The sequence below is a fragment of the Paraburkholderia dioscoreae genome (assembly GCF_902459535.1).
In the GTDB taxonomy this organism is placed as follows: domain Bacteria; phylum Pseudomonadota; class Gammaproteobacteria; order Burkholderiales; family Burkholderiaceae; genus Paraburkholderia; species Paraburkholderia dioscoreae.
Genome location: NZ_LR699553.1, coordinates 4,174,959 through 4,197,848, shown reverse-complemented (window position 1 = coordinate 4,197,848; position 22,890 = coordinate 4,174,959). Strand labels below are relative to the sequence as shown.

General features: G+C 59.0%; 19 protein-coding genes, 6 tRNA genes and 3 rRNA genes. 19 read left to right on the top strand and 9 right to left on the bottom strand.

Annotated elements, in window-relative coordinates; genetic code table 11:
* Window positions 1–60 precede the first annotated feature (60 nt).
* On the bottom strand, window positions 61–1,158 hold the full coding sequence (gene hppD / locus PDMSB3_RS19035) for a 4-hydroxyphenylpyruvate dioxygenase (RefSeq protein ID WP_165187166.1): 1,098 nt from the start codon (window positions 1,156–1,158) through the stop codon (window positions 61–63).
* A 171-nt stretch (window positions 1,159–1,329) separates the two neighbouring features.
* Here hppD and PDMSB3_RS19030 point away from each other — a divergent pair, with 171 nt between their 5' ends.
* Window positions 1,330–1,827: an Lrp/AsnC family transcriptional regulator gene (locus PDMSB3_RS19030; protein WP_007179861.1), complete on the top strand. Its 498-nt coding sequence runs from the start codon at window positions 1,330–1,332 to the stop codon at window positions 1,825–1,827.
* A 91-nt stretch (window positions 1,828–1,918) separates the two neighbouring features.
* On the opposite strand, the gene PDMSB3_RS19025 is transcribed toward PDMSB3_RS19030, so the two are convergent.
* The 8 genes from PDMSB3_RS19025 to paaA all read right to left on the bottom strand — a co-directional run bounded on the left by PDMSB3_RS19025 (window position 1,919) and on the right by paaA (window position 8,169).
* On the bottom strand, window positions 1,919–2,593 hold the full coding sequence (locus PDMSB3_RS19025; RefSeq protein ID WP_007179860.1) for a GNAT family N-acetyltransferase: 675 nt from the start codon (window positions 2,591–2,593) through the stop codon (window positions 1,919–1,921).
* Window positions 2,594–2,835: 242 nt separating this feature from the next.
* On the bottom strand, window positions 2,836–3,444 hold the full coding sequence (locus PDMSB3_RS19020; RefSeq protein ID WP_007179859.1) for a TetR/AcrR family transcriptional regulator: 609 nt from the start codon (window positions 3,442–3,444) through the stop codon (window positions 2,836–2,838).
* 14 nt (window positions 3,445–3,458) lie between these two features.
* Window positions 3,459–4,271 (bottom strand): DUF1835 domain-containing protein, encoded by an 813-nt coding sequence (locus tag PDMSB3_RS19015; RefSeq protein ID WP_165187163.1) that lies wholly within the window; start codon window positions 4,269–4,271, stop codon window positions 3,459–3,461.
* A gap of 114 nt (window positions 4,272–4,385) precedes the next feature.
* Window positions 4,386–5,474: a 1,2-phenylacetyl-CoA epoxidase subunit PaaE gene (gene paaE / locus PDMSB3_RS19010; protein ID WP_007179857.1), complete on the bottom strand. Its 1,089-nt coding sequence runs from the start codon at window positions 5,472–5,474 to the stop codon at window positions 4,386–4,388.
* 1 nt (window position 5,475) lies between these two features.
* Window positions 5,476–6,027: a 1,2-phenylacetyl-CoA epoxidase subunit PaaD gene (paaD, locus tag PDMSB3_RS19005; RefSeq protein ID WP_007179856.1), complete on the bottom strand. Its 552-nt coding sequence runs from the start codon at window positions 6,025–6,027 to the stop codon at window positions 5,476–5,478.
* Between the two features lie 7 nt (window positions 6,028–6,034).
* A complete protein-coding gene (paaC, locus tag PDMSB3_RS19000) occupies window positions 6,035–6,838 on the bottom strand; it encodes a 1,2-phenylacetyl-CoA epoxidase subunit PaaC (protein ID WP_007179855.1) in 804 nt (267 codons plus the stop codon).
* Window positions 6,839–6,846: 8 nt separating this feature from the next.
* The gene (gene paaB, locus PDMSB3_RS18995) at window positions 6,847–7,131 is read right to left on the bottom strand and encodes a 1,2-phenylacetyl-CoA epoxidase subunit PaaB (RefSeq protein WP_007179854.1); all 285 of its coding nucleotides are present in this window, start codon (window positions 7,129–7,131) and stop codon (window positions 6,847–6,849) included.
* Window positions 7,132–7,170: 39 nt separating this feature from the next.
* Complete coding sequence (gene paaA, locus PDMSB3_RS18990; protein ID WP_007179853.1) at window positions 7,171–8,169, bottom strand: 1,2-phenylacetyl-CoA epoxidase subunit PaaA; 999 nt, start codon at window positions 8,167–8,169, stop codon at window positions 7,171–7,173.
* A 216-nt stretch (window positions 8,170–8,385) separates the two neighbouring features.
* On the opposite strand from paaA, the gene PDMSB3_RS18985 reads away from it, so the two are divergent.
* The 18 genes from PDMSB3_RS18985 to rplL all read left to right on the top strand — a co-directional run bounded on the left by PDMSB3_RS18985 (window position 8,386) and on the right by rplL (window position 22,537).
* Window positions 8,386–10,008 (top strand): NAD(P)/FAD-dependent oxidoreductase, encoded by a 1,623-nt coding sequence (locus tag PDMSB3_RS18985; protein ID WP_165187161.1) that lies wholly within the window; start codon window positions 8,386–8,388, stop codon window positions 10,006–10,008.
* Window positions 10,009–10,095: 87 nt separating this feature from the next.
* Window positions 10,096–11,367 carry an SGNH/GDSL hydrolase family protein gene (locus PDMSB3_RS18980; RefSeq protein ID WP_007179851.1) on the top strand — a complete coding sequence of 424 codons (1,272 nt, stop codon included), beginning with the start codon at window positions 10,096–10,098 and terminating at the stop codon, window positions 11,365–11,367.
* Window positions 11,368–11,846: 479 nt separating this feature from the next.
* Window positions 11,847–13,377: ribosomal RNA gene (locus tag PDMSB3_RS18975) — 16S ribosomal RNA — on the top strand.
* Window positions 13,378–13,455: 78 nt separating this feature from the next.
* Window positions 13,456–13,532, top strand: a tRNA-Ile gene (locus PDMSB3_RS18970).
* 65 nt (window positions 13,533–13,597) lie between these two features.
* A tRNA-Ala gene (locus PDMSB3_RS18965) sits at window positions 13,598–13,673 on the top strand.
* A 300-nt stretch (window positions 13,674–13,973) separates the two neighbouring features.
* Window positions 13,974–16,855, top strand: a 23S ribosomal RNA gene (locus tag PDMSB3_RS18960).
* 211 nt (window positions 16,856–17,066) lie between these two features.
* Window positions 17,067–17,180 (top strand): 5S ribosomal RNA (rrf, locus tag PDMSB3_RS18955).
* Together the 16S, 23S and 5S rRNA genes with 5 tRNA genes alongside form the textbook arrangement of a ribosomal RNA operon.
* A gap of 156 nt (window positions 17,181–17,336) precedes the next feature.
* Window positions 17,337–17,422, top strand: a tRNA-Tyr gene (locus tag PDMSB3_RS18950).
* A 41-nt stretch (window positions 17,423–17,463) separates the two neighbouring features.
* Window positions 17,464–17,537 (top strand) — tRNA-Gly (locus PDMSB3_RS18945).
* A gap of 16 nt (window positions 17,538–17,553) precedes the next feature.
* Window positions 17,554–17,628, top strand: a tRNA-Thr gene (locus PDMSB3_RS18940).
* A 62-nt stretch (window positions 17,629–17,690) separates the two neighbouring features.
* The gene (gene tuf, locus PDMSB3_RS18935; RefSeq protein ID WP_007180138.1) at window positions 17,691–18,881 is read left to right on the top strand and encodes an elongation factor Tu; all 1,191 of its coding nucleotides are present in this window, start codon (window positions 17,691–17,693) and stop codon (window positions 18,879–18,881) included.
* 64 nt (window positions 18,882–18,945) lie between these two features.
* A tRNA-Trp gene (locus tag PDMSB3_RS18930) sits at window positions 18,946–19,021 on the top strand.
* A 36-nt stretch (window positions 19,022–19,057) separates the two neighbouring features.
* Window positions 19,058–19,438 carry a preprotein translocase subunit SecE gene (gene secE, locus PDMSB3_RS18925; protein ID WP_011490062.1) on the top strand — a complete coding sequence of 127 codons (381 nt, stop codon included), beginning with the start codon at window positions 19,058–19,060 and terminating at the stop codon, window positions 19,436–19,438.
* A 1-nt stretch (window position 19,439) separates the two neighbouring features.
* A complete protein-coding gene (gene nusG / locus PDMSB3_RS18920) occupies window positions 19,440–19,997 on the top strand; it encodes a transcription termination/antitermination protein NusG (protein WP_007180147.1) in 558 nt (185 codons plus the stop codon).
* 164 nt (window positions 19,998–20,161) lie between these two features.
* Window positions 20,162–20,593 carry a 50S ribosomal protein L11 gene (gene rplK / locus PDMSB3_RS18915; RefSeq protein WP_007180146.1) on the top strand — a complete coding sequence of 144 codons (432 nt, stop codon included), beginning with the start codon at window positions 20,162–20,164 and terminating at the stop codon, window positions 20,591–20,593.
* Entirely contained in the window at window positions 20,594–21,292 is a 699-nt protein-coding gene (rplA, locus tag PDMSB3_RS18910) for a 50S ribosomal protein L1 (RefSeq protein WP_007180145.1), read from the top strand.
* 303 nt (window positions 21,293–21,595) lie between these two features.
* Entirely contained in the window at window positions 21,596–22,099 is a 504-nt protein-coding gene (gene rplJ, locus PDMSB3_RS18905) for a 50S ribosomal protein L10 (RefSeq protein WP_007180144.1), read from the top strand.
* A 63-nt stretch (window positions 22,100–22,162) separates the two neighbouring features.
* Window positions 22,163–22,537: a 50S ribosomal protein L7/L12 gene (gene rplL, locus PDMSB3_RS18900; protein WP_007180143.1), complete on the top strand. Its 375-nt coding sequence runs from the start codon at window positions 22,163–22,165 to the stop codon at window positions 22,535–22,537.
* Window positions 22,538–22,890 lie beyond the last annotated feature (353 nt).

Here is a 22,890-nt window from a genome sequence, read left to right as displayed (position 1 = left end):
GGATCGTGAGATCCTCGCCCTTTTCATTTGGTATCTACCGATCCCGCGCCACCATGAGCGTCAGGCTTTGTCCTGCACCACGCCACGGCGAATCTGATCCAGTTCGATCGATTCGAACAGCGCCTTGAAGTTGCCCTCGCCAAAGCCCTGATTGCCCTTGCGCTGAATGATCTCGAAGAAGATCGGGCCGATCTGGTTTTCGGTGAAGATCTGCAGCAACAAATCTTCGGGCGCGCCGTCGATCAGAATCTTGCGTTTGCGCAGTTCGTCCAGCGGCTCGCCGTGATTCGGCACGCGGCGATCCACCAGTTCATAGTAAGTGTCGATGGTATCGAGCAGCGAGATGTTCGCCGCGCGCAAGCCGTCCACCGTGCGATAGATGTCGTTGGTGCCGAGCGCAATGTGCTGAATGCCTTCGCCGCGGTACGCGTCGAGATACTCCTGAATCTGGCCGGCAGTGTCCGAACCTTCTTCATTGATCGGGATGCGGATCTTGCCGCACGGCGAAGTCATCGCCTTCGACTTCACGCCCGTCACTTTGCCTTCAATGTCGAAATAGCGCACTTCGCGGAAATTGAACAGGCGCTCGTAGAACTCCGCCCACTCCTGCATGCGGCCGCGATGCACGTTGTGCGTCAGGTGGTCGATATAGGTCAGGCCGTGACCCACCAGATTCGGGTTCGCGCCGGGAATCGGCTCGAAGTCGACGTCGTAAATGTCGATGTTGCCGACGCTGTTCGGCTCGGCGCCGTTCTTGCCGCGCCAACGGTCGACGAAATAGATCAGCGAGTCGCCAATGCCTTTGATCGCTGGAATGTTCAATTCCATCGGGCCGGTTTTGTTGTCGAAGCCCCAGGCGCCTTTTTCCAACGCCTGCTTGTACGCCTTGGCGGCATCCTGAACGCGGAAAGCGATCGCGCAGATCGACGGGCCGTGCAGACGCGCAAAGCGTTGCGCGAACGAATCCGGCTCCGCATTGACGATAAAGTTGATTTCCCCCTGGCGATACAGCGTCACGTCTTTATGACGATGCCGCGCGACCGCAGTGAACCCCATCTGTTCGAACAGCTTGCCGAGCGCCTTCGGATCCGGTGCGGTGTACTCGATGAACTCGAAACCGTCGGTGCCGAGCGGGTTTTCCCAGGTTGAAACCTGCATTGTCTGTCTCCTCATGTGGGCCGGCGCGTGGCGCGAGCGGGGGTATGCGGGTAAGCGCGACTGAATGGCGCAAGTGTAAAGGCCTGCCTGCGACCAAAACTTGCGAAGTTAATCGCGTACCGATACGCTGACGCTATTTTTTAGCTCGATATAGCGAATGGACGGCAGAAAATGGCCAATGTAGAGATAGATGCCATCGACAGGCGGATTCTGGCGATCCTGCAGGAGAATGGCCGGCTGTCGAATCAGGAGATCGCCGAGCGCATCAATCTTTCGCCGAGTCCGTGCCTGCGGCGTATCCGCCGGCTGGAAGAGAGCGGCGTGATCCGCGGCTATGTCGCGTTGCTCGACGCGCAGCGACTTGGGCTCGATTTACTCGCGTACGTGAATGTGCGGTTGGAAAAACGCGGTGGTCTGGCGCTCAGCCCGCGCGGCGACGCGACCCATGCCGATCTGTTTCGCGCGGCTGTTCAGGCGTGGCCAGAAGTGGTGGCGTGCCATGCAATGACCGGCGACATGGACTATCTGCTGCGTGTCCAGGTGGAGGACATGGCGCACTTTTCGCGCTTTGTGCAGGACCAGTTGCTGCACCATCCGTCGGTGATCGACGTGAAAACGAGCTTCTCGCTCGAAAAGATCAAGGAGACGACGGCGCTGCCGATTTTGTGAGGACGTCAGCGTGTGCGCAGGCGCGCTCGACAAACAAAAAGGGCAGTTCACAAAGTGAACCGCCCTTTATTTTTTCCAACGCACAAGGCTGTCAGGCTGCGGCCGCAACCTTCGTCGGCATGAATGTTTCAAACAGCTTGGACGCCTGACGTGCCTGGCGCTTGAGCGCGTAGTCGAACACCGCAGCCTGCTCCTGCAGCATTTCGGCGATGATGCTCGAGTGGTCCGCCGGCGGCAGCGTCAGATAAGCGTCTGCCTCGCCATAGGCGTATTCGATCTTCATGCCCGCCTTCTTGGCGATGTGCATCATGGTCGAGTTGCGCGACAGGCAGTGCATATACAGCGTGGTGACGTGCGTATTGCGGCTGCGAATGGCGGCGCGTTCAAAGAGTTTCGAGCCGATGCCCTGGCCGCGAACGCTTTCCAGCACGGACACGCCGAACTCCGCCGTGCGCTTGTCGCCTTCAGCAGGCAGATAAGCCAGGTGGCCGACGCCGGTCAGTTGCAATTGGCTGTTGAAGACGCCGAAAACGGTGTCGCGCGTGAAGTCGATCGCGCGGACGTAGTTTTCGATCACATGGTCCGGCACGATCTGGCCGAAGCGCAGCAGGCGGTCGTCTTCGTCGAGCGCGAGGAAGTGGGTAAGCAGCCGTTCGCGGTCGACGGCGGTGAGTTCGCGGACCAGAGCTGGCGCACGACCGGCTGGCTGCGTCGAACGATCGTGCGCGACGATCGGCTCAGCGGCGCGGGGTGTAATCAAGTTCATGGTCGGGTTCTCCTTTTAATCGAACGGCGTGGTGCACCGCAAAAGCAATTTTAGCGGAAACCCGCCTCGATCACTAGGGAAAACCCGTACAAAATTCTGAAGGGAATGCCTAAAAAGGTAGCGCCCTATTTTTATGTTATTGATTTTTTTGTGAAAATAAATAAAACGAGCGTTCTCGATATGATGTCGTATATCGACCACTTCGCATCACTATGTCGGCTGAATATTGTTGCGGTGCGCAATCAGGCCGGATTCGAACTCAGCCCGTGGTCCACCATGCCGACTACCTGCTCGGCGAATTCACGGTAACCCAGGCGACCATCCGGCTTCAGCCAGGTGAATGTCCAGTTGATCATGCCGAACACCATCATGGTGAGCGCGGTCTGGTTTTCGCGCGTGGCGCGCTCTGGGTAAGCACGCGCCAACTGCCGCGCAAATGCCGCGACCACATCGCGCTGGCGGTTCAGGATCACTTCGCGCTGGGCGTCGACCAGATACTTCACGTCGTTCAACAACGCGACGTGCCGGCTGTGCGATGTCTCATATTCCGACAGAAACGCGCGGATCAACTCCGCAAAGGTTTCCCGCTCCGACAAGCCGCGCCGCTGGCTCGCGCCTTCCACCTCGGCGATGATCAGCATGAGCCGCTTGGTGTAGCGGTCGAGCAGATCGAACAGGATCGCTTCCTTGCTCGCGTAGTAGTGGTAGAGCCGCGCTTTCGACGTGCCGCTCGCCGCGGCGAGATCGGCCATCGAGGTGCTGGGATAGCTGGTCTGGGCGAATTTCGCCGCGGCAAGCTCGAGAATCTGCTCGCGTTGGGTTTCGTGGTCGGGGGCTCGGGTACGGGCCATAGTCGTCTGTTCTATTAGTGTGGACAGGGGGCGAACGCCGCGCACAATTCCAGCGTGCGCCACGCGTTCGCGTCGCCGCGCAGCTTGATGCGCCGGGCTGCGGCCAGTTCGCGGAAGCGCCACAGCACAATGCTGTCGCTCACCAGAAATCCGAATTCGGCGGCCATCAATGCGGCGGCAACGCGCGCGGCGGGCTGCCAGTCATCGCTGACATGCTCGAGAATCAGCGCGTCCAGTTCCATGAAGCTGCCGCTCGTGAACGTGTTGTCGCGCCAGCGCCGCGTTTCGCCGTTCGCGTGTTTGACTTCCTGCCATTCGAGCGCGAGCCGGCTGATGCGCAGCACGGAAATCGGCGCGGCGTCCGCCAGCCGCGCTTGCAGCACGGTCGGCGCGAACATGCCCACAGACGTCGCCCGGTCTTTGCGGCTGTGCGCCCATGCGCCCGGATCCGTGAGATCGCGGATCGACAGACGCACTTCGTTCAGCCGCTGCGGGCTGTTGCGCAGGTGATAGCAGACGCGGCGCAGCATCAACTGATCCGAAGCGCTGTCGCCGTGCCAGACCACGAGGTTCACTTCGGCGCGCACGATGTTCTCCAGCGCCGCGTCCTGCTCGCGGATTTCCCGAAGGAAATCGCGCCGGGTGTCGGCGCTTACGCGATCCCAGAAGTCCGCGCGCACGTCGGGGGCGTCGTCGACGCCGCGCAACGGGCCGACTGCGAGATCGTCTCGCAGCGCGTGCACGCGATCGTCGCGGCCCGCATCCCGCAGCGCGGTGCGCAGTGACTCGGCGGCGACGTCGCCGTTGGTGAGGTGGATCGTGCTCATCGGCAGTGGCGTAGGGCGGTTAACGACATGAGGGGCCGCTCACCGACCGGAACGGGCGTCCGGTCGCGAGCGGCCCCTAGTGTAAGCGGATCGCGGAACTGCTCAAAGCGTGGCTCAACGTTCGTCGTAGCTCACCACCACGCGGTCGCTGACCGGATGGCATTGGCACGTCAGCACGAAACCGTCGCGGATTTCGTGTTCTTCGAGCGTGTAGTTCTTGTCCATCTTTACTTCGCCTTCGAGCACCTTCGCGCGGCAGGTGCAGCAGACGCCGCCCTTGCAAGCGTAAGGCAGCGCGAGGCCGGCGCGCAGGCCGACGTCGAGTACGCTCACGCCCTGATAAGGCAGACGCAGCTTGCGGCGTTTCCCGTCGAGCACGATTTCGAGGTCCGCGGCCGGGGTGTCCTCGGTGATTTCGATCTGCGGCACGCCCGCTTGCGGCAGCGGCGAACCGAAGCGCTCCACGTGCACCTTTTCCGGCGGCACGCCGGCGGCTTTCAGCGCGGCTTCGGCGGCGTCCATCATCGGAGCGGGGCCGCAGATGAACGCTTCGTCGATCGCATCGGCCGGCAGCAGATTCTCGATGAAGGCCGCGCACTTTTCCTGATCGAGCACGCCATTGAACAGTTCGACGTCCTGGAGATCGTCCGACAGCACGTGATAGAGCACGAAGCGGTTCATGAAGCGGTTCTTCAGGTCTTCGAGCTCTTCCGCGAACATGATCTGATCGACGCTGCGATTGCCGTAGACGAGCGTAAAGGTGCTGCGCGGCTCGACTTCGAGCGTCGTCTTGATGATGGCCAGCACCGGCGTAATGCCCGAGCCGCCCGAGAACGCCAGGTATTGCTGACCCTGATCGGCGTTCAGGTGGGTAAAGAACCGGCCGTCCGGCGTCATCACGTCGATCGTGTGGCCAGGCTGCAGCGTGTCGAAGGCGAAGTTCGAGAAGCGTCCGCCGCGCACGCGCTTGATGCCGATGCGCAGTTCGCCGTCGCGGTCGTAATCGGTGACGCCGACGCAGATCGAATACGAACGGCGTGTTTCCTCGCCGTCGATATGCGTCTTCAACGTGACGAACTGGCCTTGCGTAAAGCGATACTGTTCACGCAGTTCAGCGGGGACTTCGAAGGCGACCGAGACCGCGTCGGCGGTTTCGGGCCGCACTTCGCGGATACGCAGCGGATGAAATTGCGGGGTGGCCATATCAGTATGGTTTGAAGTAGTCGAAGGGTTCGCGGCAGTCGAGGCAGCGGTACAAGGCTTTGCAGGCCGTCGAGCCGAATTGCGCAAGACGCTCGGTATGCGCCGAGCCGCAACGTGGGCACGACGGCGCGGGCAGCGCCCGTGGCACGAAGCGCATCACTTTTTCCTGAGCCGGCGTGGCGGAACCGCAATTGCCCGTGGGCGGCGCGATGCCGTAGGCGCGCAGTTTTTCGCGCGCGTCGGCGGTCATCCAGTCGGTGGTCCAGGCGGGCGCGAGCACGGTGGCGACCCGATACGGCTTGAGCTCCGCCACGTCGAGCGCATGCGCGACGTCCTCGGCAATCTGCGACATGGCAGGGCAACCGGAATAGGTCGGCGTGATCACGACTTCGAGCGTGCCGTCGGCGGCGCGCCGTACGTCGCGCAGAATGCCGAGCTCGCGAATCGACACTACTGGAATCTCCGGATCGGGCACCGTTTCGAGCACGGCCCAAGCGCGTTCGAGCGCGGCGTCGGTCGTGCCGGTCGGGCCAAAGGCAGTCGAAGTCGTCATGGTCGGCTTACCAGGTGGCGCCGGGATGCTGGCGCGCAAGGCTCTGCATTTCGGCCAGCACGAAACCCATGTGCTCGGAATGCTCGCCGTGTTTGCCGGTAGTGATGTGCCTGACCGGTTCGGGCAGCTTCAAGGTGGCTTCGTCGAGCGTGGCGCGTACGTCGTCGAGCCAGGCGGCTTCGAGTTCCGAGGTCAGCGGACCGATGCCGGCTGCCGCAATCGTCTCCTCCACCGCATCCGTGCTGAAGAATTCGCGGGTATAGGGCAGCAGATAGTCCAGCGCGGCCTGCGCGCGGCGATGCGATTCCTCGGTGCCGTCGCCGAAACGGATCAGCCACTCGCGTGCGTGATGCACGTGATAGCTGGTTTCCTTGATCGACTTCGACGCGATCGCCGCCAGTTGCTCGTCGGTGGACGCCGTGAGGGCTGTCCACAGATGAGCCATCAACGTCGAGTAGAGAAAATTGCGCACGATGGTGACCGCGTAATCCTTCTCGGCTTTAGCCGTGGCCGACAGCGGGCCGACATGCGGCAACTCGGCGAGCGTGTAGTTGGCGAATTCGCGCTCGGCACGAAAATACGCGTAGTCGTCTTCCGTGCGGTTTTTGCCGGTGAGCTGCTGTTCGAGCGAGGCGGCGTGCGTGTAGAGCAGGCGCGCCTGGCCGATCAGGTCGAGGCTCATGTTCGACAGCGCGATGTCCTCTTCGAGGATCGGGCCGTGGCCGCTCCATTCGGTATTGCGCTGACCGAGGATCAGCGCGTTATCCGCGAGGCGCAGCACGTATTGCAGATGTTGAGGCGTGATGTTCATGGCCGCGCTTACATGTGGTTGACTTCGTCGGGGAGCGTGTAGAACGTCGGGTGGCGGTAAATCTTGTCGCCAGCCGGTTCGAACAGCTCCGCCTTGTCTTCCGGCGCGGACGCCGTGATCGCCGACGACGGCACCACCCAGATGCTCACGCCTTCCTGGCGGCGCGTGTAGACGTCGCGGGCCATGCGCAGCGCCATCGGCGCGTCGGCCGCGTGCAGGCTGCCGCAGTGTTTGTGGTCGAGTCCCTGCTTGCTACGCACGAAGACTTCCCAAATCGGCCATTCCTTGTTCATTGCAGATCTCCTGATTCTTTGTCTGACATGCCGCGCGAGTCAGGCGGCGTGCTGTTGTGCGCGCTGGCGCTGCTTTTCGGCGTGGGCGAGGGCGGCTTCGCGGACCCAGGCGCCGTCGTCGTGGGCTTTGACGCGGGTGGCAAGACGCTCGCGGTTGCACGGGCCGTCGCCATTCACCACACGCCAGAATTCTTCCCAGTCGATGTCGCCGTAGTCGTAATGCCCGCGCGCTTCGTTCCACTTCAGATCCGGGTCGGGCAGCGTGACGCCGAGCACCTTGGCCTGGTCTACGGTGGCGTCGACGAATTTCTGACGCAGATCGTCGTTCGAGATGCGCTTGATGCCCCATTTCGACGACTGGCTGCTGTGGACCGAATCCTTGTCGCTCGGGCCGAACATCATCAGCACCGGCCACCACCAGCGATCCACGGCCTGCTGGACCAGCTCGCGCTGTGCTTCGGTGCCGGACATCATCGCCATGAGTGCATCGAAACCCTGGCGCTGGTGGAACGACTCTTCCTTGCAGATGCGGATCATGGCGCGCGCATACGGGCCATACGTGCAACGGCACAGCGGAATCTGGTTCATGATCGCCGCGCCGTCCACCAGCCAGCCGATCACGCCGACGTCCGCCCATGTGGGCGTCGGGTAATTGAAGATGCTCGAATATTTCGCTTTGCCCGAATGCAGCGCCGCGATCAACTGGTCGCGCGACGCACCGAGCGTTTCGACCGCGCTATATAGATAGAGACCGTGGCCGGCTTCGTCCTGAACCTTGGCGAGCAGAATCGCTTTGCGCTTCAGGCTGGGCGCGCGCGTGATCCAGTTACCTTCCGGCAGCATGCCGACGATTTCCGAATGCGCGTGCTGCGAAATCTGCCGAACCAGCGTCTTGCGGTAAGCCTCCGGCATCCAGTCCTGAGCTTCGATCTTGCCGTCGGCGGCCATAACCGCGTCGAATTTCGCCTGCTCGGGCGAGTTGGCGCCCGCGTCGAGCGGGGCAACATTGCCGGGAATATCCAGGGATTGCGTGTACATGGGGACGCTCTCTGCGGAAGTTGTCTGTGTGCGCACAGTATAAACCAACCGACCGGTCGGTTAATAAATTTTTTGAGATAGGTCGGTCGTGCCGATAGGACCGGGACGGTTTCGTCGCCGAGGCGTTTCGTCAGTGCCGATGCCCCGTGCCGACGCTAAACCTATAAAATTGCGAATTGGCCGCAATTTGCGGCCTTCCTGCATCCCCCGGTACTCATGTTACGTCTAAGCGAAATCAAACTCCCGCTCGATCACCCCGAGAGCGCCCTCGAAGCCGCCGTGCGTGCGCGCCTCGCGGAACTCGGCGTGGCCGCGGACGGGCTCATCCGATACACCGTGTTTCGCCGCGCGCACGACGCCCGCAAGCGCGCCGACATCAAGCTCACGTACATCGTCGATGTCGAGGTTGCGGATGAAGCGGCGGCACTCAAGCGGCTCGCCGACGTGCCCCACTGCGGCGTCACGCCCGACATGGCCTACAAGTTTGTCGCCAGGGCGCCGGCGCAGATGACCGCGCCACGTCCGGTGGTGATCGGCATGGGGCCGTGCGGCCTGTTTGCCGGGCTGATCCTCGCGCAAATGGGCTTCCGGCCGATCATCCTCGAGCGCGGCAAGGCCGTGCGCGAGCGCACCAAAGACACTTTCGGCCTGTGGCGCAAGTCGGTGCTCAATCCCGAGTCGAACGTGCAGTTCGGCGAAGGCGGCGCGGGCACCTTCTCGGACGGCAAGCTGTACAGCCAGATCAAGGATCCGAAACACTACGGCCGCAAGGTGCTCGACGAATTCGTGCGGGCCGGCGCGCCGGAAGACATTCTGTATCTGAGCCGGCCTCATATCGGCACGTTCCGGCTGGTCAGCATGGTCGAGAAAATGCGCGCGACCATTCACGAACTGGGTGGCGAGGTGCGCTTCGAAACCCGCGTCGACGATATCGAGATCGATCAGGGCAAGGTGCGCGGGTTGAAGCTGTCGACCGGTGAAACGCTGCGCTGCGATCACGTGGTGCTGGCGGTCGGCCATAGCGCGCGCGATACCTTCCAGATGCTGAACGACCGCGGCGTCTATATCGAGGCGAAGCCGTTTTCACTCGGTTTCCGCATTGAACATCCGCAGGGTTTGATCGATCGCAGCCGTTTCGGCAAATTTGCCGGCCACAAGCAGTTGGGCGCTGCCGACTATAAGGTGGTGCATCACTGCAGCAATGGCCGTACCGTTTACAGCTTCTGCATGTGCCCTGGGGGCACGGTGGTGGCGGCGACTTCCGAGCCGGGCCGGGTGGTGACCAACGGCATGAGCCAGTATTCGCGGGCGGAGCGCAATGCCAATGCCGGGATCGTGGTCGGCATCACGCCGGACGATTATCCGGGCGGCCCGCTCGCCGGCATCGCCTTCCAGCGCAAATGGGAAGAGCGGGCTTTTGAACTCGGTGGCGGCAACTATATGGCGCCGGGTCAGTTGGTCGGCGATTTCATTGCTGGCCGGCCGTCCACGTCGCTGGGCTCCGTGGCGCCATCGTACAAGCCCGGTGTGCATCCCACCGATCTAAGCACAGCGCTTCCGGACTACGTGATCGAGGCCATTCGCGAAGCTTTGCCGCAGATGGACAAGAAGATCGCCGGTTTTGCGATGCACGATGCGGTGCTGACGGGAGTCGAAACGAGAACGTCTTCGCCGATTCGCGTGCGGCGCCGGGACGACTACCAGAGCATGAATGTCGAAGGTCTGTATCCGGCTGGCGAAGGAGCAGGCTATGCCGGTGGGATCTACTCAGCGGCGATCGACGGGATCGAAGTCGCTGAAGCGCTCGCGTTGAAGATGACCGGCGCGCAAGCGGCCTGAGTCTGGGGTGAAACGCCGTCGCGCCCACCCGCGGCGGCTGCGGCGATCGGGCACAATGCATGTTTCGCCTCGAACCGACTTCCCCGAATGAGCATTCGCACCTTGGCTGCCGCATGCGGCGCGGCACTGTTTATCCAGTTTGCCGTTTCCCCGACCGCTTTCGCCGCCGACGCCCCGGCACATTGGGTCACCGCATGGGCGACGGCGCTGCAACCCATTCCCCAGCGGGCGGACCTGCCGCCGCTCTATCGCGCGCCGGAAGTCGCGGGGCGCACGGTTCGCCAGATTGTTTATCCGACGCTGTCCGGAAGGTCGGCGCGAGTCCACCTTAGCAACCAGTACGGCAAGACTCCGCTCGTCATCGAGGATTTGCGTATCGCACGCTCGACAGGCGGCGCGGCGGCAGCCGATAACGGTGAGACGCGCGTGGCGTTCGGTGGCAAAGGCGTGATCTCGATTCCGCCGGGCGGGGAGTCGGAGAGCGACCCTGTCGCGATCGACGTCGCCGCAGGGGTGCCTTATGCCGTCAGCGCGTTTATGGGGCCGGAGCAGCGTGCCGTAGCGTGGCATCGCGTGTCGAACCAGGTGAATTACGTTTCCGCGCCGGGTAATCATGCGGCGGATGCGTCTGCGGACGCGTTTCGCGGGCGGTTTACGCAATATGTGTGGGTGACCGGGCTTTCGGTCGACACGACGCCCGCGTCTGCCGCCGTTGCTGCCATCGGCGACTCGATCACGGACGGTATGCGCTCCAGCCTGAACCAGAATCGCCGCTGGCCGGACGCGCTGGCTCGCCGGTTTGCCGCGACGGGGGAGCGCTCGACCGCGATCGTCAATCTGGGCATCAGCGGCAACCGCCTGCTGAGCGACTCTCCCTGTTACGGCGACGCGCTTGCAACGCGCTTTGAGCACGACGCGCTGAGGCGTCCGGGCGTCAAGACGGCGATCCTGCTGATTGGCATCAACGACATCAACTTTGCGGCAATGCCGCCGCGTGGCGGTCTCGACTGCGATTTTCCGCACACCACAGTGACGGCTGCCGACCTGATCGCCGGATATCAGAGGGTGATCGCCACCGCCAGGCATGCTGGCGTGAAGGTGTTCGGCGCGACGTTGACGCCGGCATCGCTTCCGCCGCAGCGAGAGAGCATCCGGCTCGCCGTCAACCGGTGGATCCGGACCAGCCATGCCTTCGACGGCGTCGTGGATTTCGACGCTGCACTGCGTGATCCAGCGCAGCCGGACCGCTTGCAGCGCAGCTTTGATAGTGGTGACCACATCCACCCCAGCGACGCCGGCTATGCAGCAATGGCCGACGCGGTTCCGGTGGACGCAGTGGTGAAATCGACCCGTAATTGAGCCGCCAAAAAAGAATTCGGTCAAACCCTTGTCATATGGCCGATGTTCACCTAAGATTCGCCTCCTCGTTTGCGAACGAGGGCCGCGGCAGAAACCAGCGGCCGTAGCGTCAGCAGGTTTTAAGCGAAAGCGAAAAAATGTTGTTGACGAAACGAAAAAGAGCCTTCATAATCTCGTTTCTCTGCTGCTGATGCAGCGACGCAGAACGAAGCGGTGCCGGGTGGTTGTGAGGTTGGCAATTGCGGTGGTGGCGGTTCGGTAGTGAATGCGTACCGATCTTTAAAAATTAACAGCCGATAAGTGTGGGCGCTTGATGCGCGATGCGAGGCGGATCCTTCGGGGTCTGCCGAGAAGCGAAAGTATCAAGTCTCACACAGTAATGAAAGGAAGGTTTGACTGTCGCAAGATGGTTGGATCATTCGTCAGTACGTTGAGTGAGCGACCGGTCTCGGAAGAGACCGAAAAACAGTAACAGGTTTGAACTGAAGAGTTTGATCCTGGCTCAGATTGAACGCTGGCGGCATGCCTTACACATGCAAGTCGAACGGCAGCACGGGGGCAACCCTGGTGGCGAGTGGCGAACGGGTGAGTAATACATCGGAACGTGTCCTGTAGTGGGGGATAGCCCGGCGAAAGCCGGATTAATACCGCATACGCTCTGCGGAGGAAAGCGGGGGATCTTAGGACCTCGCGCTACAGGGGCGGCCGATGGCAGATTAGCTAGTTGGTGGGGTAAAGGCCTACCAAGGCGACGATCTGTAGCTGGTCTGAGAGGACGACCAGCCACACTGGGACTGAGACACGGCCCAGACTCCTACGGGAGGCAGCAGTGGGGAATTTTGGACAATGGGGGCAACCCTGATCCAGCAATGCCGCGTGTGTGAAGAAGGCCTTCGGGTTGTAAAGCACTTTTGTCCGGAAAGAAATCCTCTGCCCTAATATGGCGGGGGGATGACGGTACCGGAAGAATAAGCACCGGCTAACTACGTGCCAGCAGCCGCGGTAATACGTAGGGTGCAAGCGTTAATCGGAATTACTGGGCGTAAAGCGTGCGCAGGCGGTTCGCTAAGACAGATGTGAAATCCCCGGGCTTAACCTGGGAACTGCATTTGTGACTGGCGGGCTAGAGTATGGCAGAGGGGGGTAGAATTCCACGTGTAGCAGTGAAATGCGTAGAGATGTGGAGGAATACCGATGGCGAAGGCAGCCCCCTGGGCCAATACTGACGCTCATGCACGAAAGCGTGGGGAGCAAACAGGATTAGATACCCTGGTAGTCCACGCCCTAAACGATGTCAACTAGTTGTCGGGTCTTCATTGACTTGGTAACGTAGCTAACGCGTGAAGTTGACCGCCTGGGGAGTACGGTCGCAAGATTAAAACTCAAAGGAATTGACGGGGACCCGCACAAGCGGTGGATGATGTGGATTAATTCGATGCAACGCGAAAAACCTTACCTACCCTTGACATGTATGGAAGTCCGCTGAGAGGTGGACGTGCCCGAAAGGGAGCCATAACACAGGTGCTGCATGGCTGTCGTCAGCTCGTGTCGTGAGATGTTGGGTTAAGTCCCGCAACGAGCGCAACCCTTGTCCCTAGTTGCTACGCAAGAGCACTCCAGGGAGACTGCCGGTGACAAACCGGAGGAAGGTGGGGATGACGTCAAGTCCTCATGGCCCTTATGGGTAGGGCTTCACACGTCATACAATGGTCGGAACAGAGGGTCGCCAACCCGCGAGGGGGAGCCAATCCCAGAAAACCGATCGTAGTCCGGATCGCACTCTGCAACTCGAGTGCGTGAAGCTGGAATCGCTAGTAATCGCGGATCAGCATGCCGCGGTGAATACGTTCCCGGGTCTTGTACACACCGCCCGTCACACCATGGGAGTGGGTTTTACCAGAAGTGGCTAGTCTAACCGCAAGGAGGACGGTCACCACGGTAGGATTCATGACTGGGGTGAAGTCGTAACAAGGTAGCCGTATCGGAAGGTGCGGCTGGATCACCTCCTTTCCCGAGCTGACGTGTCAAACGTTGAGCGCTCACGCTTATCGGCTGTGAAATTGAAGACAGATACGCAGACAGACTCAGGGGTCTGTAGCTCAGTCGGTTAGAGCACCGTCTTGATAAGGCGGGGGTCGATGGTTCGAATCCATCCAGACCCACCACTGATTCTGCGGTGGCTGACCGGTGAACCCCTTGGGATGAAAGCAGATCTGATCTGTGCATGACTGGGGGATTAGCTCAGCTGGGAGAGCACCTGCTTTGCAAGCAGGGGGTCGTCGGTTCGATCCCGTCATCCTCCACCAATCCTCAATGCGTAGCGTTCTGCGAGAGAAGCAGAGCGTTGTGCATTGGCGATTGAGCCAGTCAGAGTGATACGCGGTTATGGCAATCGCGATATCGGCTGTCGTTCTTTAACAATCAGGAAGAAGTAGTAAAGAGATTCACGAAAGGTCACTTAGAGATGGGTGATTGAGTAGGTGAATCAGGGTTGTGATTGTATCAATGTATTTTAAAGGTGATCGAAAGATTGCTTTGGAATACGGCGCAACACGAATACTCAACCTGTAGCGGCATGTGACTCGAGAGAGACACACCCGTTATAGGGTCAAGCGAACAAGTGCATGTGGTGGATGCCTTGGCGATCACAGGCGATGAAGGACGCGGTAGCCTGCGAAAAGCGGTGGGGAGCTGGCAAACGAGCTTTGATCCACCGATATCCGAATGGGGAAACCCGGCCCGTATGGGTCATCCGTAGCTGAATACATAGGCTACGTGAAGCGAACGCGGTGAACTGAAACATCTAAGTAACCGCAGGAAAAGAAATCAACCGAGATTCCCAGAGTAGTGGCGAGCGAAATGGGACCAGCCTGTACTCTTTATCTTCATTGTTAGTCGAAGGCTCTGGAAAGTGCCGCCATAGCAGGTGATAGCCCTGTAGACGAAAACAGCGAGGAAGAACTGGGTGTACGAGAAGTAGGGCGGGACACGTGAAATCCTGTCTGAAGATGGGGGGACCATCCTCCAAGGCTAAATACTCGTGATCGACCGATAGTGAACCAGTACCGTGAGGGAAAGGCGAAAAGAACCCCGGGAGGGGAGTGAAACAGATCCTGAAACCGCATGCATACAAACAGTCGGAGCCTTCGCAAGGGGGTGACGGCGTACCTTTTGTATAATGGGTCAGCGACTTACATTCAGTGGCAAGCTTAACCGATTAGGGCAGGCGTAGCGAAAGCGAGTCCGAACAGGGCGATTCAGTCGCTGGGTGTAGACCCGAAACCAGGTGATCTATCCATGGCCAGGATGAAGGTGCGGTAACACGTACTGGAGGTCCGAACCCACTAACGTTGAAAAGTTAGGGGATGAGCTGTGGATAGGGGTGAAAGGCTAAACAAACCTGGAAATAGCTGGTTCTCTCCGAAAACTATTTAGGTAGTGCCTCGTGTATCACCTTCGGGGGTAGAGCACTGTCATGGTTGTGGGGTCCATTGCGGATTACTACGCCATAGCAAACTCCGAATACCGAAGAGTGCAATCACGGGAGACAGACATCGGGTGCTAACGTCCGGTGTCAAGAGGGAAACAACCCAGACCGCCAGCTAAGGTCCCCAAATATTGCTAAGTGGGAAACGAAGTGGGAAGGCTAAAACAGTCAGGAGGTTGGCTTAGAAGCAGCCATCCTTTAAAGAAAGCGTAATAGCTCACTGATCGAGTCGTCCTGCGCGGAAGATGTAACGGGGCTAAGCAATATACCGAAGCTGCGGATGCACATTTATGTGCATGGTAGGAGAGCGTTCCGTAAGCCTGCGAAGGTGCATTGAAAAGTGTGCTGGAGGTATCGGAAGTGCGAATGCTGACATGAGTAGCGATAAAGGGGGTGAAAGGCCCCCTCGCCGTAAGCCCAAGGTTTCCTACGCAACGTTCATCGGCGTAGGGTGAGTCGGCCCCTAAGGCGAGGCAGAAATGCGTAGCTGATGGGAAGCAGGTTAATATTCCTGCACCATTGTTAAATGCGATGGGGGGACGGATCGCGGAAGGTTGTCCGGGTGTTGGAAGTCCCGGTCCTTGCATTGGAGAAGGCGCTTTGGCAAATCCGGGCGCGGAATTCAAGGGTGCGAGGCCATTCACTTAGGTGAAGAAGCAATCGGAAGTGGTTCCAAGAAAAGCCTCTAAGCTTCAGTTTAACAGGACCGTACCGCAAACCGACACAGGTGGGCGAGATGAGTATTCTAAGGCGCTTGAGAGAACTCGGGAGAAGGAACTCGGCAAATTGGTACCGTAACTTCGGGATAAGGTACGCCCCTGTAGCCTGACTGGCCTGCGCCAGAAGGGTGAAGGGGTTGCAATAAACTGGTGGCTGCGACTGTTTAATAAAAACACAGCACTCTGCAAACACGAAAGTGGACGTATAGGGTGTGACGCCTGCCCGGTGCCGGAAGATTAAATGATGGGGTGCAAGCTCTTGATTGAAGTCCCGGTAAACGGCGGCCGTAACTATAACGGTCCTAAGGTAGCGAAATTCCTTGTCGGGTAAGTTCCGACCTGCACGAATGGCGTAACGATGGCCACACTGTCTCCTCCCGAGACTCAGCGAAGTTGAAGTGTTTGTGATGATGCAATCTCCCCGCGGCTAGACGGAAAGACCCCATGAACCTTTACTGTAGCTTTGCATTGGACTTTGAACCGGTCTGTGTAGGATAGGTGGGAGGCTTTGAAGCGTGGACGCCAGTCTGCGTGGAGCCGCCCTTGAAATACCACCCTGGTTTGTTTGAGGTTCTAACCTTGGTCCGTTATCCGGACTGGGGACAGTGCATGGTAGGCAGTTTGACTGGGGCGGTCTCCTCCCAAAGTGTAACGGAGGAGTACGAAGGTACGCTAGGTACGGTCGGAAATCGTGCTGATAGTGCAATGGCATAAGCGTGCTTAACTGCGAGACCGACAAGTCGAGCAGGTGCGAAAGCAGGTCATAGTGATCCGGTGGTTCTGTATGGAAGGGCCATCGCTCAACGGATAAAAGGTACTCTGGGGATAACAGGCTGATACCGCCCAAGAGTTCATATCGACGGCGGTGTTTGGCACCTCGATGTCGGCTCATCTCATCCTGGGGCTGTAGCCGGTCCCAAGGGTATGGCTGTTCGCCATTTAAAGAGGTACGTGAGCTGGGTTTAAAACGTCGTGAGACAGTTTGGTCCCTATCTGCCGTGGGCGCTGGATATTTGAAGGGGGCTGCTCCTAGTACGAGAGGACCGGAGTGGACGAACCTCTGGTGTACCGGTTGTCACGCCAGTGGCATCGCCGGGTAGCTATGTTCGGAAGAGATAACCGCTGAAAGCATCTAAGCGGGAAACTCGCCTTAAGATGAGATATCCCCGGGGCTTCGAGCCCCTTGAAGGGTCGTTCAAGACCAGGACGTTGATAGGTCAGGTGTGGAAGCGCAGTAATGCGTTAAGCTAACTGATACTAATTGCCCGTAAGGCTTGATCCTATAACAGGTGTGTTTTGTGCCGGTCATGGCGGATGCTTCAGCATTTACCAGGACCCCACCCCCGAAGGGGGCAGGACACCACGCACGGTTGAGATCAGTGTTGTGCCAGAAACAACACAACCCCCCGAATCTCCCTCTGGTGAGCATCACCAGAAACTACTTCTTCCCGATTGGCGGTATTGCCCCATGGGCAGTACGGCAACAAGTCATGCCTGATGACCATAGTGAGTCGGTCCCACCCCTTCCCATCCCGAACAGGACCGTGAAACGACGCCACGCCGATGATAGTGCGGATTACCCGTGTGAAAGTAGGTCATCGTCAGGCTCCCCCGCAGCAGACAGAAACCCCACCCCAAAAAGGTGGGGTTTCTGCGTTCACCGCCGTGATCAAACAACTATATAAGTGAGAGCTTAGGGTTTGGGACAGTCAAGCGAGCCTTGACAACAGTCGGTTGTTCCCTCATAATCATCAGTTCTCTGCGGAGGGGTGCCCGAGTGGCTAAAGGGGGCAGACTGTAAATCTGTTGGCTTACGCCTACGTTGGTTCGAATCCAACCTCCTCCACCAGAATGCAAGTTGTAGTAGTTGTTGGGAATCCATGAATTCTTGCGGGTGTAGCTCAATGGTAGAGCAGAAGCCTTCCAAGCTTACGACGAGGGTTCGATTCCCTTCACCCGCTCCAGCAACACGAAAGTAGCGCCCATGTGGCTCAGTGGTAGAGCACTCCCTTGGTAAGGGAGAGGTCGGCAGTTCGATCCTGCCCATGGGCACCAGAAGTACTCGGTGATTGTTTGCGCCCGGCGCAACGTACGGAAAATCCTCTTAGGAGTCGAAAATGGCCAAGGGTAAGTTTGAGCGGACCAAGCCGCACGTGAACGTCGGCACGATCGGTCACGTTGACCACGGCAAGACCACGCTGACGGCAGCGATCACGACGGTTCTGACGCAGAAGTTTGGCGGCGAAGCGAAGGCATACGACCAGATCGACGCGGCGCCGGAAGAAAAGGCGCGCGGTATCACGATCAACACGGCACACGTCGAGTACGAAACGGCTAACCGCCACTACGCGCACGTCGACTGCCCGGGCCACGCTGACTATGTGAAGAACATGATCACGGGCGCAGCGCAGATGGACGGCGCGATCCTGGTGTGCTCGGCCGCTGATGGCCCGATGCCGCAAACGCGTGAGCACATCCTGCTGGCGCGTCAGGTTGGCGTTCCGTACATCATCGTGTTCCTGAACAAGTGCGACATGGTGGACGACGCCGAGTTGCTGGAACTGGTCGAGATGGAAGTTCGCGAACTTCTGTCGAAGTACGACTTCCCGGGCGACGAGACGCCGATCATCAAGGGTTCGGCCAAGCTGGCGCTGGAAGGCGACAAGGGCGAGTTGGGCGAAGTGGCGATCATGAATCTGGCCGACGCGTTGGACACGTACATCCCGACGCCGGAGCGCGCAGTTGACGGTGCGTTCCTGATGCCGGTGGAAGACGTGTTCTCGATCTCGGGTCGTGGTACGGTGGTGACGGGTCGCGTTGAGCGCGGCGTTGTGAAGGTCGGCGAGGAAATCGAAATTGTCGGTATCAAGCCGACGGTGAAGACGACCTGCACGGGCGTGGAAATGTTCCGCAAGCTGCTCGACCAGGGGCAGGCAGGCGACAACGTCGGTATCCTGCTGCGCGGCACGAAGCGTGAAGACGTGGAACGTGGCCAGGTTCTGGCCAAGCCGGGTTCGATCAACCCGCACACGCACTTCACTGCTGAAGTGTACGTGCTGAGCAAGGACGAAGGTGGCCGTCATACGCCGTTCTTCAACAACTATCGTCCGCAGTTCTACTTCCGTACGACGGACGTGACGGGCTCGATCGAGTTGCCGAAGGACAAGGAAATGGTGATGCCGGGCGACAACGTGTCGATCACGGTGAAGCTGATCAACCCGATCGCGATGGAAGAAGGTCTGCGTTTCGCAATTCGCGAAGGCGGCCGCACGGTCGGTGCTGGTGTGGTTGCCAAGATCCTCGAGTAACGCCAGATAGTTCTCGTTGATCGGTAGTTTCGGGGTTGGCGGTGTCGTCAACCCCAAGTGGTTTAGGGGTATAGCTCAACTGGCAGAGCGTCGGTCTCCAAAACCGAAGGTTGGGGGTTCGATTCCCTCTGCCCCTGCCAACTCTCGCGCCATATGTGGCGCTTCGTTAAGGTGTTATGGCGAATCCTTCCGTCGAAACTGTAAATACATCTGGCGACAAGCTGATGCTCGTCGCGGGCGTATTGTTGGTCTTGGCCGGGTTCGTGGGGTTCTTCTGGCTTAGCGGCCAGGAATGGTACGTCCGCGGAGCCGCCTTGGCTGTAGGTGCGATCGCGGGGGTTGCAGTCGGTCTTCTCTCCGCGCCTGGCAAGGGTTTCATCGCTTTCGCCAAAGACTCGTACAAAGAAGTGCGTAAGGTTGTTTGGCCGACCCGCAAAGAGGCTACTCAAACAACGCTAGTAGTGTTCGGCTTCGTGTTCGTCATGGCAATCTTTCTTTGGGTTAGCGACAAATCCATCGAATGGGCGATTTTCTCGGTGATTCTGGGTTGGAAATGATATGAGCGATACTCCGGCATCCCCGAGCGGCAAGCGTTGGTACGTCGTGCACGCCTACTCCGGCATGGAGAAGAGCGTGCAACGTGCGCTTCAGGAGCGCATCGAACGTGCTGGCATGCAAGACCAGTTTGGTCAAATCCTCGTTCCGACTGAAGAAGTGGTCGAGGTGAAGGGTGGTCACAAATCGGTGACCGAGCGTCGTTTCTTTCCGGGCTACGTGCTCGTTGAGATGGAAATGACGGACGAGACGTGGCACCTCGTGAAAAATACGGCAAAGGTGACCGGTTTCGTAGGTGGTGCGCGTAATCGTCCGAGTCCGATTTCTCCGCGTGAAGTTGAGAAGATCATGTCGCAAATGCAGGAAGGCGTGGAGAAACCGCGTCCGAAGACCCTGTTCGAAGTGGGCGAGATGGTGCGGGTAAAGGATGGTCCGTTTACCGACTTCAACGGCAGCGTCGAAGAAGTGAACTATGAAAAGTCACGCGTCCGTGTTTCGGTTACAATTTTCGGTCGCGCAACGCCGGTCGAGCTGGAATTCGGCCAGGTCGAAAAGCTGTAATCCAGAATTCCACGGAGCGCATCAGCAGGTGCGTTCCGTATTTCGCGCTTACGGTCCGCGCAATGGCCGTTGAGGAGCGTAAGTAGCCGATATTTCGGCGAATGCGCGCTACTACTCACTGACACTCGCATGTACTTATGCGGTGTTCCAAAGAGGTTTTCAACATGGCAAAGAAAATCATCGGCTTTATCAAACTGCAGATTCCTGCAGGTAAAGCCAATCCGTCGCCGCCGGTCGGTCCGGCACTGGGTCAACGCGGCCTGAATATCATGGAGTTCTGCAAGGCATTTAACGCGCAGACCCAAGCACTGGAACCGGGTCTGCCGATTCCGGTCGTGATCACCGCGTTCGCGGACAAGAGCTTCACGTTCGTTTTGAAGACGCCGCCGGCAACGGTTCTGATCAAGAAGGCAGCGAAGATCGACAAGGGTTCGAGCAAACCGCATACCGATAAGGTCGGCAAGATCACCCGCGCTCAAGCTGAAGACATCGCCAAGACCAAGATGCCCGATCTGACGGCAGCTGATCTGGACGCAGCGGTTCGTACGATCGCTGGTAGCGCCCGCTCGATGGGCATCACCGTGGAGGGCGTGTAAATGGCTAAGCTTTCGAAGCGTCTGCAAGCATTTGCAGCCAAGGTTGATCGTCAAAAACTGTACGCAATCGACGAAGCTCTGTCGCTCGTGAAGGAATGCGCAAGCGCGAAGTTTGACGAGTCGATCGACGTCGCAGTGCAGCTCGGTATCGACGCGAAGAAATCGGACCAAGTGGTCCGTGGTTCGGTCGTTCTGCCGGCAGGTACCGGTAAGTCGGTCCGCGTCGCTGTGTTCGCACAGGGCGAAAAGGCTGAACAGGCCCGTGCAGCCGGCGCAGAAGTCGTCGGTATGGAAGACCTGGCTGAACAGGTTAAGGCTGGCAAACTGGACTTCGACATCGTGATCGCTTCGCCGGACACGATGCGCGTTGTCGGTACGCTCGGTCAGATCCTCGGCCCGCGCGGCCTGATGCCGAACCCGAAAGTCGGTACGGTTACGCCGGACGTCGCGACCGCGGTCAAGAACGCCAAGGCTGGTCAGGTGCAATTCCGTGTCGATAAGGCCGGTATTATCCACGCGACCATCGGCCGTGCTTCGTTCGAGCCGACGGCTCTGCGTAGCAACCTGAACGCTCTTGTCGACGCGCTGCAAAAAGCAAAGCCGGCAACGAGCAAGGGTGTGTACCTGCGCAAGGTCGCGCTGTCGAGCACGATGGGTGTTGGCGTTCGCGTCGACCAGGCATCGATCGCCGCACAGTAAAAGATTTGATCGCCTCGGCGTGAGTCGAGGCGGTTTTATGGGCTTTGGGCGGTTGCGAAAATGGCAGTTTGCATTGCGCAGCCGGTTGTCAAAGACCGTTGGCGGACACGCAGCAGATAGGCGAGTCCTTAATGTAAAGCCAACGCAGATGGCGAACCCGAAAAGGTTTTGTAGTGATGAAACTGGTCGATGTCCGGAGCAATGCGGATGTCGGGCGGTCGAAATACTCCTGACTGGTCGGACGCCGTTATTGAATGCGGTACACAAGGCGCACGCCGCGTGTATCGAATCTGGAGGTTAACCGTGCCACTCAACAAAGAAAGCAAGCAGGCCGTCGTCGCTGAGGTTGCCGCGCAAGTCGCGAAAGCCCAGACCGTGGTTCTGGCTGAGTATCGTGGAATCGCGGTTGGCGATCTGACCAAGCTGCGCGCGAAAGCGCGTGAGCAACAGGTTTACCTTCGCGTGTTGAAAAACACGTTGGCGCGTCGTGCTGTCGAAGGTACCCCGTTTGCTCCGCTGGCAGAGCAGATGACTGGTCCCCTGATCTACGGCATCTCGGAAGATGCAATTGCTGCTGCCAAGGTCGTCAACGACTTCGGCAAAACCAATGACAAGTTGATCATCAAGGCTGGTTCCTACGAAGGCAAGGTGATGGATAAGGCTGGCGTGCAAGCGCTGGCAAACATCCCGAGTCGCGAAGAACTGCTCTCCAAGCTGTTGTACGTTATGCAAGCACCTGTTTCCGGCTTCGCGCGCGCTCTGGCCGCGCTGGCAGAAAAGAAACAAGGCGAAGAAACCGCTGCGTAACGCACTTCAGTCGAGCGTGATTGATCGCTGGCTGTATCCGAATTCAATTTAGGAGTATTTCAAATGGCAATCGCAAAAGAAGACATCCTCGAGGCAGTCAGCTCGATGTCGGTTCTGGAACTGAACGAGCTGGTCAAGGCGTTCGAAGAAAAGTTTGGCGTGTCGGCAGCTGCCGTTGCAGTGGCAGGCCCGGCAGGCGGCGCCGCTGCTGCTGCAGCTGAAGAGCAAACCGAATTCACGGTCAACCTGACGGAAGTCGGCGCGAACAAGGTTTCGGTCATTAAGGCGGTTCGTGAACTGACGGGTCTCGGCCTGAAGGAAGCGAAGGACCTGGTCGACGGCGCACCGAAGCCTGTTAAGGAATCGGTACCGAAGGCTGCTGCTGAAGAAGCCAAGAAGAAGCTGGAAGAAGCCGGCGCGAAGGCTGAAATCAAGTAAGTTTCAGCGCGCTGTGCGAAGGCTGGCGGTTTTCCACCGCCGGCCTTTTTGTGCTTTGTGGGGACTATGTTTTTGCCAGCTAGTTTCGGCAATAACCGATGCCCCAGAGGCCAAAGAAAATCGCCATTCGGCAACATTGACCGGCGCTTCTCTTTGTCTTCTGAAGCGACTGCAGAAGGCAAGTTTGGTCGGGTAGCGGGCAACATAGGCATCCGCTGCCGTCAGCCAGCGGTTGGTAGCGGCCAACCACCAAGCTTCTAGGCTCGTTCAAGCCATCGGACGGCCATCGGGTCTCAGTCGGTGAACACTCGGGTTGTCTCATCAAGGTATCCTGCCTCGACAACAATGCCCGC